This window comes from Methylibium sp. (assembly GCF_031393925.1).
Taxonomy (GTDB): Bacteria; Pseudomonadota; Gammaproteobacteria; order Burkholderiales; family Burkholderiaceae_C; genus Methylibium.
The window spans coordinates 1-13,594 of sequence record NZ_JANMWL010000004.1 but is presented as its reverse complement, the minus strand read 5'-3'; the positions used below and the strand labels follow the sequence as shown (position 1 = coordinate 13,594).

Here is a 13,594-nt window from a genome sequence, read left to right as displayed (position 1 = left end):
GCCGCGGGCATCGAGGTCACCGTACTCGCTCCCGACGACCCCGCTGCCATCGCCTCGCGTGAACTCAACATCGGTTTCTTCTCGCGCATGATCCGCAAGCGCCCGTGGCTGCGGATGAAGATCGCGGCGTCGCTCGACGGCCGTACGGCACTGGAGAACGGGGCCAGCCAGTGGATCACCGGCGAGGCGGCGCGCTTGGACGGGCATGCCTTTCGCAAGCGCGCCGGTGCGGTGCTCACCGGCATCGGCACCGTGCAGGGTGACGATCCACGGCTCGATGTGCGACTGGTTGCGACCGGGGTGCAGCCCAAGCGCGTGGTGGTCGACTCGCGGCTCGAGATCTCTTTGGCCGCGCGCATCCTGCAGCCGCCGGGCGAGGTGCTCGTCTACACCGCGGCGGCCCCGGCCGGCGCGGCGGCCGACAAGGCGCAGCAGCTCGCCGCGCTCGGCGTCACGGTCGTGCCCTGCCCGGGCGTTGGCGGCAAGGTGGATCTCGCCGCCATGCTCGACGATCTGGCGCGGCGCGAAGTCAACGAGTTGCATGTCGAGGCCGGCCACAAGCTCAATGGCTCGTTCGTGAAGGCCGGTCTGGTCGACGAGTTCCTGCTGTACCTGGCGCCTACATTGCTGGGGCTGGGTCGTGAGATGGCGCACTTCGGGCCGCTGACCGACCTGGCCGGCGGCGTGTCACTGGCTTATCAGAGCGTGGAGCGGGTCGGCGACGACCTGCGCGTCATCGCCCGCCCGCCGGGCCGCGCCGACTTCTGAGCACGGGCAGCGCGGTACAGACCGTGCGGGTCAGCCATGCCCTCGGGCGCTGAGACAATGCCGCCATGTTCACCGGCATCATCAGCGGCCTCGGCCACATCACCGCCCTGGCGAACCTCGGCGCCGACGCCGCCCACGGCAAGCGCCTGACGATCGCGGCGCCCGCCGGCTATTTGGACGACGTACAGCCCGGCGACAGCATCGCGCTGAACGGCGCCTGCATGACGGCCACGCGTCTCGAGGCAGGCGCCGGCTGGTTCAACGTCGACGTGTCGGCTGAGAGTCTTGACAAGACCACCGGCCTCGATGCGCCCGGCCCCGTCAATCTCGAGAAAGCCTTGCGTGCGAGCGACCGCCTCGGCGGCCACCTGGTCGCCGGCCATGTCGACGGGATCGGCGTCGTCACCCATTTCGCGGCGGTGGGTGAATCGTGGGAATTGCGTGTGGCCGCCCCACTGGCGTTGGGCCGTATGCTGGCCTACAAGGGCTCGGTCGCGATCAGCGGCGTGAGCCTCACGATCAACCGCGTTGCCGACGGCGCCGACACGACCGAGTTCAGCGTCAACATCATTCCGCACACCTTGCAGAACACCACGCTCGGCGCGCTCTCGGCCGGTGCGCGCGTCAATCTGGAAATCGACCTGATCGCGCGCTATGTGGAGCGCGCGCTGGCGAGCGGCGCGATACCGGGCGGCTAGGGCCGGGCCTACTCAGCTTGCCTGCCTCGCGCGCCGCTTCGCGTGCAGGAGCGCCACCTACAATCGCGCCATGCCTTTGTCACCCGTTCCCACGCTGATTGCCGAGCTGGCGGCCGGCCGCATGGTGATCCTCGTGGACGAAGAAGACCGCGAAAACGAGGGCGATCTCGTGCTCGCCGCTGACCACGTGAGCGCTCAGGCCATCAACTTCATGGCCAAGCATGGGCGCGGACTCATCTGCCTGACGCTCACGCGCGAGCGCTGCGAGCGACTGCGACTGCCGCCCATGACCGTGCGCAACGGCACCCAGCACGGCACGGCGTTCACCGTCTCGATCGAAGCCGCCAGCGGCGTGACCACCGGCATCTCGGCCGCCGACCGCGCGCGCACCGTGCAAGCAGCGGTGGCACGCGAAGCCGAGGCGAGCGACCTGGTGCAGCCCGGCCATGTCTTTCCGCTGCAAGCGCAAGACGGCGGTGTGCTCATGCGCGCCGGCCACACCGAGGCCGGCTGTGACCTCGCGCTGATGGCCGGCCTCACGCCCGCGGCCGTCATCTGCGAAATCATGAAGGACGACGGCACCATGGCGCGGCTGCCCGACCTCGAGGTGTTTGGGCGCGAACACGGCCTGGTGATCGGCAGCATTGCCGCGCTCATTGAATACCGCAGCCGCAATGAATCGCTCATCACGCGCGTGGCCGACCGCACGCTGGTCACGCCGCAAGGCCCGTTCGACTGCCACGCCTTTCGCGACCGCTCCGGCGGCCTGCATCTGGCGCTGACCATCGGTCGGTGGAGCGCCGACGACGACGTGCTGGTGCGCGTGCACGAGCCGCTGTCGGTGATGGACCTGCTCGACGCCGGCCGTTGCGAACATTCGTGGCCGCTGCCCAAGGCGCTGGCGGCGCTGCGCACCGCCGAGCGCGGCGTGATGGTGCTGCTCAACTGCGGCGAGACCGGCGAGAGCCTGCTGCGCCAGCTCACGCAGGACCCGGCGGCGCCGCCCGCCCCGCGCGGGCAGATGGACCTTCGCACCTATGGCGTGGGCGCGCAGATCCTGCGCGAACTCGGCGTGCACCGCATGAAGCTGCTGGGCAGCCCGCGCCGCATGCCGAGCATGGCCGGCTACGGGCTCGAGGTGAGCAGCTTCGTTAGCGCCGAATGACGCAGCGTTCCGACACTTTTTTCTTGCGAGGCCTTGATGCAAGCCGCTGACACGGGCACCACCATTTTCGGCAACACCGTGGCCGAACTGGAAGGCCAAAACCTGCGCATCGGCATTGTGCAGGCGCGCTTCAATGCCGCCGTCACCGACCGGCTCGCCCAAGCCTGCCTGGCCGAACTCGAGCAGCTGGGCGTGTCAGTCAAGCACATCGACCACGTCTCGGTGCCCGGCGCGCTGGAGATTCCGATCGCGCTGCAGGCGCTGGCGCGTCGGCGCGACTTCGACGCACTCATTGCGCTGGGCTGCATCATCCGCGGCGAGACCTACCACTTCGAGCTGATCAGCAACGAAAGCGGCGCGGGTATCACGCGCGTTTCGCTCGACCACGAAACCCCGATCGCCAACGCCATCCTCACCGTCGAAAACGAAGCCCAGGCCTGGGCGCGGGCCGACGCGAAGGGACGCGACGCGGCGCGCGTGGCCATCGAGATGGCCAATTTGCTGGAAGAACTGTCTTGACCGATCCCGATCCGAGCGCATCCGCCAAGCCGGCCTCGCGGCCCGGCACCAAACCGGCCGACAAGTCCGCCACCAACAAGCGCCCGGCGCAGAAGTCTTCGCGGCGTCGCTCGCGCGAGTTCGCGCTGCAGGGGCTGTACGAGTGGCTGCTTTCGGGCAGCGAGGCCAGCGTCATCGAAGCCCACATGCGCGAGCAAGACGACTTCAAGAAAGCCGACGCCGCGCACTTCGATGCCTTGCTCCACGGCTGCGTGGTCGAGGCCGCCGACCTCGACGCGGTGCTCGCCCGGCACGTGGACCGCAAGACGAGCGAACTCTCGCCCATCGAGCACGGCGTGTTGCTGATCGGCACCTACGAGCTCAAGCACTGCGTCGACATTCCCTACCGCGTGGCCATCAACGAGGCGGTCGAGCTGGCCAAGAGCTTTGGCGGCACCGACGGCCACAAATACGTCAACGGCGTGCTCGACAAGGCGGCCTCGGAGTTGCGGCCCGTCGAGGTGCAGGCGCGGCGCGACGCGCGCGGCTGAGGCGTTGGGCTGCCGGCTCGCACGCATGAAGCTCGTGCCCAGGGACTCGCTCGCATGAAGCTCGTGCCTACGGACTCGCTCGCATGAAGCTCGCTCGGCGCCTCGATCACATCGAGCCCTTCTACGTGATGGAGTGCGCCAAGGCGGCGGCGCGCATCGCCGCCAGCCGGGCCTGCGACCCGCTGCAGGGCGGCGAGCCGATGATCTTTCTCAACATCGGCGAGCCCGATTTCACCGCGCCGCCGCTGGTGCGCGAGGCCGCCGAACGCTGCCTGGCCGAAGGGCGCACGCAGTACACGCCGGCCACCGGCCTCGAGGCGCTGCGCGAGGCGTTGAGCGGCTGGTATGCCGAGCGTTTCGGCCTGGACATCGCGCCCGGGCGCATCGTCATCACGGCGGGCGCTTCGGCAGCGCTGCAGCTCGCCTGTCTGGCCTTGTTCGAGGCCGGCGACGAGGTGTTGATGCCCGACCCGAGCTACCCCTGCAACCGCCACTTCGTGGCCGCCGTCGACGCGCGCGCGGTGTTGCTGCCGTGCGGGCCGGCAGAGCGCTACCAACTCAGCGCCCGGGCCGTGGAGCAGGCGTGGCGTTCGCAAACGCGCGGCGTGCTGCTCGCGTCGCCTTCCAATCCGACCGGCACCTCGATCGCCGCCGACGAGATGCGGCGCATCGCAGAGGCCGTGCGCACGCGCGGCGGCGTCACGCTGGTCGACGAGATCTACCTCGGCCTGAGCCATGAAGCCGCCTACGGCCACAGCGCGCTTGCGCACGGCGAGGACGTGATCTCGATCAACAGCTTCTCCAAGTACTTCAGCATGACCGGCTGGCGCCTGGGCTGGCTGGTGCTGCCGCCGGCGCTGGTGCCCGCGGTCGAGAAGCTCGCGCAGAACCTTTTTATCTGCGCTTCGAGCGTGGCGCAGCACGCGGCGCTCGCTTGCTTCGCGCCGGCATCAATCGCCGAATACGAGCGTCGCCGCGCCGCTTTCAAGGCCCGTCGCGACCTGGTCGTGCCGGGCTTGCGAGCGCTCGGCCTGGACGTGCCGGTCATGCCCGACGGCGCGTTCTATGCCTGGGCAGACAGCTCGCGGTTCGGCTCGAGCAGCTGGGACCTGGTTTTCGAGCTGATGGACCGTGCCCACGTCGCGCTCACGCCGGGCCGCGATTTCGGCCGCAACGGCACCGAGACCATGCTGCGTCTGTCGTATGCCAACAGCCTGTCGCAACTCGAGGAGGCGCTGCACCGCCTGCGACGCGTGCTCGCATGACGCTCGATCGGCCTCGTTCGTGACAGCCGGTTACCACGCGCACGCGGCGTGCGTGAAGGGCTGCGCTTAGGCGTCGCTTGCCTTCGTCTAAGCTCGCAGCCGTGAAAGCCGCTCCCTCCCTGCCCCCGCCCATTGGCTCGCTGCAACAGGCCGTCGACGACGCCGAGATCGAAGACACGGTGATGATGTCCGACCTGGGCGAATTGCCGCCCGAGGAGAGCACTGACGCGCTGCCCACCGTCGGCCAGATCGGCCGCTACACGCTCAAGTACCGCATCGGTGACGGCGGCCTGGGCACCGTCTACGCCGCCGACGACCCGCTGCTGTCGCGCCGCGTGGCGATCAAGACGCTCAACCTGATGCCCAACGGCGCGCGCACGCCGCTCGAAACCGACGCGCGCGAGCCCTTCAATGCGATGTTCCTGCATGAGGCGCGGGCCGCGGCTCATTTGAGCCATCCGCACATCGTGACGGTGTTCGACGCGGGCCTGAGCCCGCAGGGCGCCTACATCACGATGGAGTTGCTCAAGGGCAAGGATCTGCGCCAGCTGATCGGCGACGGCTGGCGGCCCACGCCCGGGCAGGCAGCGCTGATCGTACGGCGCGTCGCCGATGCGCTGGCCTATGCGCACAGCAAGGGCGTGGTCCACCGCGACATCAAGCCGGCCAACATCTTCATGGTCGGGCGCACGCAGCCCAAGGTGCTGGACTTCGGCATCGCCAGCGTTGCGCACTCACGCGACAGCGGTGGCGCCGCGGGCGGCTCGCCGCACTACATGGCACCCGAGCAAGTGCGCTCCGAGTCGACCGACCGCCGCACCGACGTGTTCTCGCTGGGCGCGGTGCTCTACGAACTGCTCACCGGGGTGCGCGCTTTCGACGGTAGCTCGCTCGAGGCCATCACCACCGCCGTGCTCGAGCACCAACCGCCGGGCGCCGATCTGGTCTCGGCGCAGGTGCCGGCCTCGCTGGCGGAGATCGCGTCGCGGGCGATGGCCAAGCGGCCCGAAGACCGTCCTCGTTCGGCGCGCGCCTTGTCGCGCGACCTGCAGCAATGGCTGCAAGATCACCCCGAAGCTTTGCAATCGGGCGAGGACGATGCCCCGCTGCCCGGCGCCGCGAACCCGGCGCGCTGGCGCCCGTCGGCGTTGACCGGCGCGGTGCTGTTCGGCGCGGCACTCATCGCCCTGGGCGCCTGGCAAGGCCTGCGGCGCCCGTCGCCGCCAGCGGCGCTGGCCGTCCAACCCGCCCCGCCGACGACGGCTTCGACGAGCGCCGGCGTGGCGGCGCCCGCTTCGCTCACCCCGCTCGCCGCGCCCACCGCGAACGACCACGCCGCAGCCAACGCCCCCAGCAGCGCCACCCCAGTCGCCTCGAACGGCGAAGCCGCCACCGCGAGCGCCACCGCAATCCCGACCCGGGTTGCCGAGCGTGCAGCCGCCGGGCCCGCGATCGGCATGCTGCAACTGGCCGTGAGCCCCTGGGCCGAGATCGAGGTCGATGGCAAGTCCTACGGCACCGCGCCACCGCTGCACCAGCTCAGGCTGCCAGCCGGCTCGCATGCGGTGACCTTGCGCAACAGCGGCCACGCGCCGCGCACCTTCAGCATCGTGGTCGAGGCCGACGACAGCGTGGTGCTCAAACACCGCTTCGGGCCATGAGCCCGCAGCGCCGCCACGACCACGAAGGGGCCGCTCCCCCGGCCCTGGGCGAATTGGCGCTCGCAGCGACGGCTCGCAGCGCCAAGGTTTCGTCCTCGAGCACGGCTTTCGCTTCAGGCTGCCTCGCCCTTGCCGCGCTGCTGCTCATGGCAGGCTGCGCGCAGCAGCCACACGCACCCCAGCCGGTCGAGGCGCCACCGGCCGCCCCTGCATCACCGCCAGCCCCGCTGCCCGCAGCGCCCGAGCCGACCACGGCGCCGCAGAGCGTGGTCGAGCTGTCGTCGCGGCCGGGCGAACAGGCGCTGCTTGCCGGCCTGCGCGCCTATGACGATGGCCAGTATCAAGTCGCCGAGCAAAAGCTGGGCACCGCCTTGACGGCCGGCCTGGCCGCGCCGAAGGACCGCGCGGCCGCGCACAAGACGCTGGCCTTCCTGTACTGCACGAGCAAGCGCCTCAAACCCTGCGAGGCGGAATTTCGCGCCGCCCAAGTCGCCGACCCGCGCTTTGCGCTGAGCAAGGCCGAGGCGGGCCATCCACTGTGGGGCCCGGTGTACCGGCGCACGCTGGGCGCGCGTTGACTGCCTTGCCCCTCTTTAGTTTTGCGCTGCGCGTCTACTGGGAAGATACCGACGCTGGCGGCGTGGTGTTCTACGCCAATCACCTCAAATTTTTCGAGCGTGCGCGCACCGAATGGCTGCGCACGCTCGGCGTCGGGCAAGAGCGGCTGCGGCACGAAGAAGGCGCGATCTTCATCGTGAGCGAAACTACCACGCGCTACCTGTTGCCCGCACGCCTGGACGACCTGCTCGACGTGAGTGTCGAATTGCAGCAGCTGGGCCAGGCCAGCCTGGTCGTGGCGCAACAATGCCGGCGCGCCGGGCAGGTGCTTGCAAAGGGGACGATTCGCATCGGCTGCGTCGACGCGGGAACCTTCCGGCCGCGGCGCATTCCGAAAACGATCCTCGAACGGCTCGCATGAACACACAAGACCTTTCCATCATCCAGCTGGTGTTGCACGCCAGCCTCGTCGTGCAGCTCGTGGTCGTCGCCTTGCTCGCCGTGTCGCTGGCCAGCTGGAGCGTGATCTTCGGCAAGCTGTTTGGCTTGAAGCGCGTGCGCACGCTCAACGAAGGCTTCGAGCGCGAGTTCTGGTCGGGCCAGAACCTGCAGGACCTGTACGCCGACGCCACCAAGAAGGCCGACAGCGCCGGCCCCATGACACGCATCTTCGCCTCCGGCATGCGCGAGTTCATGAAGCTGCGCGAGCGCCGGGTGAGCGATTCCGGCGCCCTGCTCGACGGCGCACGCCGCGCCATGCGCGCGAGCTTTCATCGAGAACTCGACACGGTGGAGTCGCACCTGTCTTTCCTTGCGTCGGTCGGCTCGGTGTCGCCCTATGTCGGCCTGTTCGGCACGGTGTGGGGAATCATGCATGCCTTTACGGGCCTGGCGAACCTGCAGCAGGTGACCTTGGCCACCGTGGCGCCGGGCATCGCCGAGGCGCTGGTGGCCACCGCGATCGGGCTCTTTGCGGCGATCCCGGCGGTGCTCGCCTACAACCGTTTCGCGCGCGACATCGACCGCATCGCCATCACGCTCGAGACCTTCATCGAGGAGTTCTCGAACATCCTGCAGCGCAATATCGGCAACACGCCGGCCGCCTGAGGGGCAAGGACATGGCCTCCGTCAGCGCCCGGCACGGCTCACGCCGACGCACCATCAACGAGATCAACATGGTGCCGTTCATCGACGTGATGCTGGTGCTGCTGATCATCTTCATGGTGTCGGCCCCGCTCATCACCACCGGTGTGGTCGACCTGCCCTCGGTGGGCCAGGCCAAGCGCCAGCCCGACAAGGTGATCGAGGTGGTGGTCGCCAACGACGAAAGCCTCAAGCTGCGCGTGAATGGCAAGGAGGTGGCACGCTCGTCGCTCAAGGAACTGGCGTCGCGCGTGAATGCACTGCAGGGCGGCAGCACCAACGCGCCGGTCATCATCGCGGCCGACCGCAACGTGAAGTACGAGCAGGTGGTGAAGGTGATGGACGTGCTGCAAAGGGCCGGCGTGCAGCGTGTCGGCCTGGCGGTCAAGACCACGGGCACTTGAGCGCGCTATGAACGCCGCCACGCTCGACGACCTGCGCCCGCGCCGCCGTGACCGCATTTCACGCGGCGTGGCCCTGGCACTGGTGGTGCATGCGGTGCTGCTGGTCGGGCTCAGCCTGAACGTGAGTTGGCGCAGCTCGGAGCCGGTCGGCGGGGAGGCCGAGTTGTGGGCGGCGGTGCCGCAGGTGGCCGCGCCGCGCGCCGTCGAGCCCGATCCGCCCAAACCCATGCCGGTGCCGCCGCCCGAGCCGCCCAAGCCGGCACCGCGCGTGGAGACGCCGCCACCGCCCAGCCGCGACGCCGACATCGCGCGCGAGAAACGCGAAGAGAAGGAAAAGCTGCTCGACAAGCAGCGCCTGGACGACGAACGCAAGGCGCGGGCGCAGCAGGAGCAGGAGCGCAAGGCCGCCGAACGCAAGCAGGAGCTGGCCAAGACCGAAGCCCTTCAACGCGAAGCCGACAAGCGCGAGGCCGAAAAGCAGAAGAGGCTCGATACCGAGCGCTCCGCGCGCATCGAGGCGCAGCGCGCCGAGAACTTGAAGCGCATCCAGGGCGAGGCCGGCGCGACCGGCGCGCCGGGCAGCACCGGCGCGGCGGCGCAAAGCGCCGGTCCGTCGGCCAGCTACGCCGGGCGCATCAAGGCGCGCATCAAGCCCAACGTGGTGTTCACCGACGAGGTGCCGGGCAACCCGCTGGCGACCGTGGAAGTGCGGCTGGCACCCGACGGCACCATCATTGGCCGCCGGCTCGTCAAGGGCAGCGGCGTGAAGGCGTGGGACGACGCGGTACTGCGCGCCATCGACAAGACCGAAGTGCTGCCGCGCGACACCGACGGGCGCGTGCCCGCGTCCTTCGAGATCGACTTCAGGCCACGCGACCTTTGACGCTCGGTGCCTTGAGTTTTTCGGCTTCACCGGTACCGGCCAAACGCGGCCACCACCACGCGTCGAGCGACCACTTGCCCGGCCCCCACAGCACGACGGCGGCCAGCAGGCTGCCCCAGAACACATGCTGCTGAAGCGCCGCCGGGGCGATCTCCTCGAGGCTCAGCACCGCCATCACGTTGACCACCGACAGGCCGAACGCGCCGAAGCGGCCGAACAGGCCAAGCACCAGCAACACCGGCAACACCAGCTCCCCGCCGGTGCCCATGACGGCGGCCCAGTGTGGTGGCAACAGTGGCACCTTGTATTCGTCCTGGAACAGCGCCAGCGTGGTCTCCCAGTCGGCGAGCTTGGTCAGGCCCGACTTGAAGAAGGCGCTGCCGACATAAATGCGCGCCGCCAGCAGCGCGGCCGGTTGCAACGCCTCGAGCGCGCGGGTGACGCGGCGGCACAGGGCCAGCGGAGATTGAAGCCAGGTGGAAGTCATGGGGTCATGCCTCGCGATCGATGGCTTCGGCTCGCCACAGCCAGGCTTGCTGGAGCGAGCGCATCAGCCACGCATTGAAATCGAAGGCGTCGCCGGCCGCAGCGAGCGCGTCGGCCAGGGGGTCGCCACGCTGCAGGGACTGCATCCAGGCGAAGTCGCAAGGATCGACCACGTGGACCACGGCGCGCCAGCCGCTGCGGGCCACTAGCACCGCTTCGCCGCGACCCGCATCGAGCGCCCTGCGTGCGGCGGCGAAGGCGACGGCGGCGGGAGCGGTGCGCTCATCGTCGCCCTGCGCGCCCTGTCGGTGCGCCGCATGCACGCTCGCCACCGGCCAGGCGCTCGACAGCAGTTGCACCGAGGGCAGGAGACAGAGGCGCAGCTCATCAGGAGCGCGCTCTGCAAGCAGCGCCAGCGAGTCGCGCTCCAGCACGGCGTCGGCCGCACTCTCGCAGCGCATCACCAAGGCGTCGAGCCGGGCGCAGTCGGCCAGGTAGGGCCAGGGGTCGAGATCGCGCTCGGCCTCGATGAACTCGGCCAGGTCACCGCCCCACTGCGCCAGATCGCCGCGGATCGGCGGCGAGTGCCGCCACAGCGCACGAGCAAGCGCTGCGAAGTCGTCTTCGCCCACCAGGGCGTGGAGGGTCGGGTAAGCGGCGACCAGCGAGCGAGCGGCGATGGTCGCGGCATTGGCGCGGTAGGCGGCGAGGCCGCGACCGAGCCGCTCGCCCTGCTCGGCCAGCCGCACAGCCGCGGACGGTTGGGCGCCGCGCAGCACGGCGAGCAGTTCGTCCTGGCGCCGGGTTTCGAGCGCGGCGCTCATGTCGACCCCCACGGCGCTTCGCGCCTGCCCCCCGAGGGGGCGCTCGCCGGCCTTCGGGCGGCCCGGCGGTGGCTCATCAGGCTAGCTTCGTGCTGCGCACTCCCGTATTCACCGAGGGTCACGAACGTGGCCCCTTCGCGGCCCTGGCGGCCATGCAGGCTCATCGGGGTAGCTTCGTGCTCCGCACTCCGGTACTCGCGCTTCGGGCGGCCGTGCGGGCTCATGCCGCGCGCTCCATTGCCAGCACCTCATGCTGGCAACGCGCGGCCGTCGCGGCTTCTTCGAGCAGCACGTCGAGCGGCGGCACCTCGGTGTCCCATTCGATCAGCGAAGGCAGCACACCGAGCCGTGCGAGCGCATGGCGATAGACCTGCCACACCGGCGCATGCACGCGGCTGCCGTGATCGTCGATCACGAGGGTGCCGGTGTCACAGTAGCCGGCCAGGTGGATCTCGCCGATGGCCGCCGGTGGCAACGCGTCGATGAAAGTGCAGGCGGCGCCCACCGCGTCGTCGCTCGCCCCGGCCACGTCGCCGCGCCGCGGCGCGCGCTGCAGGTTGATCGCGTTGACCACGAGGTTGTTGACGTCGAGCAGCAGCTGGCAGCCGCTGCGTTGCACCAGCCGCGTGAAGAACTCCGGCTCGGGCATCTGCTCGGCGTCATCGAAGGACACGTAGGCGGACAGGTTTTCGACCAGGATCGATCGCTTGAGTCGCTGCTGCACGCGCTCGACGTTGGCGCACAGGATGTCGAGCGAGGCTTCGGTGAACGCGATCGGCAGCAGGTCGGCCGCATGCACGACGGGCCCGCCCGGCAACGCGGCGCGCGCGAAGCAGGCATGGTCGGACACGCGCACCGGCTCGATGCGCTCCACCAATCGCGCCAGGCGCTCGAGGTGCCACGCGTCGACGCCAGCCGCCGAGCCGAGCGCCAGTCCCACGCCATGCAGGCTGACCGCATGCGTTGAGCGCACGCCGTCCAGTACGGCGAGCGCGGCGCCGCCGTCGGCAAAGAAATTTTCGGAATGAACCTCGACGAAACCGAGCGCCGGCCGGCGCTCGGCCCAGTCGCGGTAGTGCGGTTGGCGAAGACCGATGCCGAGCTGCGCGAGGGCAGGCGGCGCGGGCTGCGAGGCGGTGGGCGACAGCGGCTGGGTCATGGTTTCACCTTCGAGCGCTGCTGCGCCGCCGTCGGGCGACCCTTACACCCGCCCTCTCCCGCACGCGGGATAGGGAGCGCAGCGCGCCGCTACAGGCCACCGCCGCGCTCACCCGCACGAAATCATGCTCCGCAGCGTGATCTACTCCCGCTCCCGCTCCCGCCTTCGGGAGAGGGTTGCAGAAATCATGCTCCGCAGCGTGGTCTGCTCCCTCTCCCGTCTTTGGGAGAGGATGGCGGTGAGGGTGAGCCATGGCGCTGATCAGTGGGCCGCAAATCGTGCGACTTCACTGCCATTCAACTCACTTCTTCATCATTTCCATGTTCTTCTTCGCGTCGGCCGCGCTCACGCCGCCCATGTCCGCACAGGTGCCCTTGGCGACGTACTTCCACTCATTGGCGCCTTTCGCGTCCTTCGATTGGCCCGCACAGGAATGCGTGCCGGACAGGTTGGCGCAGTCGTTCTTGCCGGCTTCGGCGACGCCATAACATTTTTCCTTGCCGGCTTCCTGGGCCGCCGCCGGGCCGATGAGGCCGAGAGCGAGGATCGAGGCGAGGGCCGACGAGGCGATGAGACGTTGGGTCATGAAGTGCTCTCCTTGAGGTGGGTTGGCTTGCCGCTGACGGTGCGACTCGAGTATGTCGGCGCGGCGGCGACATCCTTACACTGACGCCCGACCTTGCCTAGCCCGTGCTCGCGAAAAACGTAGCAAAAGAACCGGCGTACACCGATGTCAGACCTCGCGCTCCTACTCCAAACCGTGCGGCCCCAGCTGATGCGCTACGCACTGCTGCAATTGCGCAACGAGGCCTGGGCCGAGGACGCAGTGTCCGAAACCTTGCTGGTGGCGCTCGAGAAGCCCGAGAGCTTTGCCGGCCGCGCGCAGCCCAAGACCTGGCTCATCGGCATCCTCAAGCACAAGCTCGTCGACCAGTTGCGCAAGCACGCGCGCGAGTGTTCGCTCACGCGCGAAGATGACGAACGCGACGACGCGATGGAAGACCTGCTGTTCGACGGCACCGGTCACTTTCGTGACACGCCCGCCGAGTGGGGCGACCCGCAGGCCGTGGTCGGGCAGACGCAGTTCATCATGGTGCTCGACGCCTGCGTCGAGAAGCTGCCCAACCAGCTGGGCCGCGTGTTCCTGATGCGCGAATGGATGGAGCTCGAGACCGACGAGATTTGTAAGGAACTTTCCATCACGCCGACCAACCTTTGGGTCATGTTGCACCGAGCCCGGCTGCGCCTCAGGGAGTGCCTGCAGCTCAACTGGTTCGGTGCCAAGGCCGGCCCTTCGACCGCCCCACTCCCCCCTGCCTCCACCGCCCCCAGGGCCAAGCGCCGATGAAGATCACGCTCCTTCGCCGCAGCTGCAAAGAAAGCGCCCGGCTGATCACGGCGCGGTTCGACCGCCAACTGCCGCTGGCCGATCGCATTGCGCTGCGTTTGCATCTCTTTGCCTGCAAGGCCTGTCCCGGCTTCGAGCGGCAGGTCCGGCTGATGGACCAGGCGATGGGCCGCTGGCGCTCCT

Annotated in this window: 18 protein-coding genes; 14 read left to right on the top strand and 4 right to left on the bottom strand. The window is 69.2% G+C overall.

What is annotated here, in order from left to right:
• From RMO12_RS00305 to tolA, 12 genes are all read left to right on the top strand, one after another.
• A partial coding sequence (locus tag RMO12_RS00305) for a RibD family protein (RefSeq protein WP_309637779.1) occupies positions 1-768 on the top strand: 768 nt, incomplete at its 5' end.
• A gap of 65 nt (positions 769-833) precedes the next feature.
• On the top strand, positions 834-1,466 hold the full coding sequence (locus RMO12_RS00300) for a riboflavin synthase (RefSeq protein WP_309626284.1): 633 nt from the start codon (positions 834-836) through the stop codon (positions 1,464-1,466).
• A gap of 70 nt (positions 1,467-1,536) precedes the next feature.
• Positions 1,537-2,631, top strand: a complete 1,095-nt coding sequence (ribBA, locus tag RMO12_RS00295; protein WP_309626285.1) for a bifunctional 3,4-dihydroxy-2-butanone-4-phosphate synthase/GTP cyclohydrolase II — start codon at positions 1,537-1,539, stop codon at positions 2,629-2,631.
• Positions 2,632-2,667: 36 nt separating this feature from the next.
• On the top strand, positions 2,668-3,150 hold the full coding sequence (ribH, locus tag RMO12_RS00290) for a 6,7-dimethyl-8-ribityllumazine synthase (protein WP_309626286.1): 483 nt from the start codon (positions 2,668-2,670) through the stop codon (positions 3,148-3,150).
• A complete protein-coding gene (gene nusB / locus RMO12_RS00285; protein ID WP_309637778.1) occupies positions 3,147-3,680 on the top strand; it encodes a transcription antitermination factor NusB in 534 nt (177 codons plus the stop codon). Before ribH ends, nusB begins: the two co-directional genes overlap by 4 nt.
• 83 nt (positions 3,681-3,763) lie before the next feature.
• Entirely contained in the window at positions 3,764-4,945 is a 1,182-nt protein-coding gene (locus RMO12_RS00280; RefSeq protein WP_309637777.1) for a pyridoxal phosphate-dependent aminotransferase, read from the top strand.
• A 101-nt stretch (positions 4,946-5,046) separates the two neighbouring features.
• Positions 5,047-6,606 (top strand): protein kinase domain-containing protein, encoded by a 1,560-nt coding sequence (locus tag RMO12_RS00275; RefSeq protein WP_309637776.1) that lies wholly within the window; start codon positions 5,047-5,049, stop codon positions 6,604-6,606.
• A complete protein-coding gene (locus RMO12_RS00270; RefSeq protein ID WP_309637775.1) occupies positions 6,603-7,184 on the top strand; it encodes a TssQ family T6SS-associated lipoprotein in 582 nt (193 codons plus the stop codon). The genes RMO12_RS00275 and RMO12_RS00270 overlap by 4 nt, the downstream gene beginning before the upstream one ends.
• Positions 7,181-7,585 carry a tol-pal system-associated acyl-CoA thioesterase gene (gene ybgC / locus RMO12_RS00265; RefSeq protein ID WP_309637774.1) on the top strand — a complete coding sequence of 135 codons (405 nt, stop codon included), beginning with the start codon at positions 7,181-7,183 and terminating at the stop codon, positions 7,583-7,585. The genes RMO12_RS00270 and ybgC overlap by 4 nt, the downstream gene beginning before the upstream one ends.
• Positions 7,582-8,271: a protein TolQ gene (gene tolQ / locus RMO12_RS00260; protein ID WP_309624884.1), complete on the top strand. Its 690-nt coding sequence runs from the start codon at positions 7,582-7,584 to the stop codon at positions 8,269-8,271. The genes ybgC and tolQ overlap by 4 nt, the downstream gene beginning before the upstream one ends.
• Before the next feature lie 11 nt (positions 8,272-8,282).
• A complete protein-coding gene (tolR, locus tag RMO12_RS00255; protein WP_309624883.1) occupies positions 8,283-8,711 on the top strand; it encodes a protein TolR in 429 nt (142 codons plus the stop codon).
• A gap of 7 nt (positions 8,712-8,718) precedes the next feature.
• Positions 8,719-9,594, top strand: coding sequence for a cell envelope integrity protein TolA (gene tolA / locus RMO12_RS00250; protein WP_309637773.1), 876 nt, complete (start codon positions 8,719-8,721; stop codon positions 9,592-9,594).
• On the opposite strand, the gene RMO12_RS00245 is transcribed toward tolA, so the two are convergent.
• The 4 genes from RMO12_RS00245 to RMO12_RS00230 form a co-directional block, all read right to left on the bottom strand.
• The gene (locus RMO12_RS00245) at positions 9,575-10,081 is read right to left on the bottom strand and encodes a DoxX family protein (protein ID WP_309637772.1); all 507 of its coding nucleotides are present in this window, start codon (positions 10,079-10,081) and stop codon (positions 9,575-9,577) included. The genes tolA and RMO12_RS00245 overlap by 20 nt on opposite strands.
• A 4-nt stretch (positions 10,082-10,085) precedes the next feature.
• Positions 10,086-10,904, bottom strand: coding sequence for a DNA-binding domain-containing protein (locus RMO12_RS00240; RefSeq protein ID WP_309637771.1), 819 nt, complete (start codon positions 10,902-10,904; stop codon positions 10,086-10,088).
• A gap of 220 nt (positions 10,905-11,124) precedes the next feature.
• Entirely contained in the window at positions 11,125-12,063 is a 939-nt protein-coding gene (locus tag RMO12_RS00235; RefSeq protein ID WP_309637770.1) for a DUF692 domain-containing protein, read from the bottom strand.
• A 301-nt stretch (positions 12,064-12,364) separates the two neighbouring features.
• On the bottom strand, positions 12,365-12,649 hold the full coding sequence (locus RMO12_RS00230; RefSeq protein ID WP_309624878.1) for a DUF2282 domain-containing protein: 285 nt from the start codon (positions 12,647-12,649) through the stop codon (positions 12,365-12,367).
• 144 nt (positions 12,650-12,793) lie between these two features.
• Between RMO12_RS00230 and RMO12_RS00225 the strand changes: the two genes are divergently transcribed.
• Both RMO12_RS00225 and RMO12_RS00220 read left to right on the top strand, forming a co-directional pair.
• Positions 12,794-13,411, top strand: coding sequence for a sigma-70 family RNA polymerase sigma factor (locus tag RMO12_RS00225; protein ID WP_309637769.1), 618 nt, complete (start codon positions 12,794-12,796; stop codon positions 13,409-13,411).
• On the top strand, positions 13,408-13,594 hold a 187-nt coding region (locus RMO12_RS00220), incomplete at its 3' end, for a zf-HC2 domain-containing protein (RefSeq protein WP_309637768.1). The genes RMO12_RS00225 and RMO12_RS00220, both read left to right, overlap by 4 nt.

Excerpts from the sequence above, each read along its gene's own strand:
- tolQ (WP_309624884.1), top strand. The coding sequence starts at position 7,582 with ATGAACACACAAGACCTTTCCATCATCCAGCTGGTGTTGCACGCCAGC.
- RMO12_RS00280 (WP_309637777.1), top strand. The coding sequence starts at position 3,764 with ATGAAGCTCGCTCGGCGCCTCGATCACATCGAGCCCTTCTACGTGATG.
- tolA (WP_309637773.1), top strand. The coding sequence starts at position 8,719 with ATGAACGCCGCCACGCTCGACGACCTGCGCCCGCGCCGCCGTGACCGC.
- tolR (WP_309624883.1), top strand. The coding sequence starts at position 8,283 with ATGGCCTCCGTCAGCGCCCGGCACGGCTCACGCCGACGCACCATCAAC.
- RMO12_RS00230 (WP_309624878.1), bottom strand. The coding sequence starts at position 12,649 with ATGACCCAACGTCTCATCGCCTCGTCGGCCCTCGCCTCGATCCTCGCT.
- ribBA (WP_309626285.1), top strand. The coding sequence starts at position 1,537 with ATGCCTTTGTCACCCGTTCCCACGCTGATTGCCGAGCTGGCGGCCGGC.
- RMO12_RS00240 (WP_309637771.1), bottom strand. The coding sequence starts at position 10,904 with ATGAGCGCCGCGCTCGAAACCCGGCGCCAGGACGAACTGCTCGCCGTG.
- RMO12_RS00300 (WP_309626284.1), top strand. The coding sequence starts at position 834 with ATGTTCACCGGCATCATCAGCGGCCTCGGCCACATCACCGCCCTGGCG.
- RMO12_RS00245 (WP_309637772.1), bottom strand. The coding sequence starts at position 10,081 with ATGACTTCCACCTGGCTTCAATCTCCGCTGGCCCTGTGCCGCCGCGTC.
- RMO12_RS00235 (WP_309637770.1), bottom strand. The coding sequence starts at position 12,063 with ATGACCCAGCCGCTGTCGCCCACCGCCTCGCAGCCCGCGCCGCCTGCC.
- RMO12_RS00225 (WP_309637769.1), top strand. The coding sequence starts at position 12,794 with ATGTCAGACCTCGCGCTCCTACTCCAAACCGTGCGGCCCCAGCTGATG.
- ribH (WP_309626286.1), top strand. The coding sequence starts at position 2,668 with ATGCAAGCCGCTGACACGGGCACCACCATTTTCGGCAACACCGTGGCC.
- RMO12_RS00270 (WP_309637775.1), top strand. The coding sequence starts at position 6,603 with ATGAGCCCGCAGCGCCGCCACGACCACGAAGGGGCCGCTCCCCCGGCC.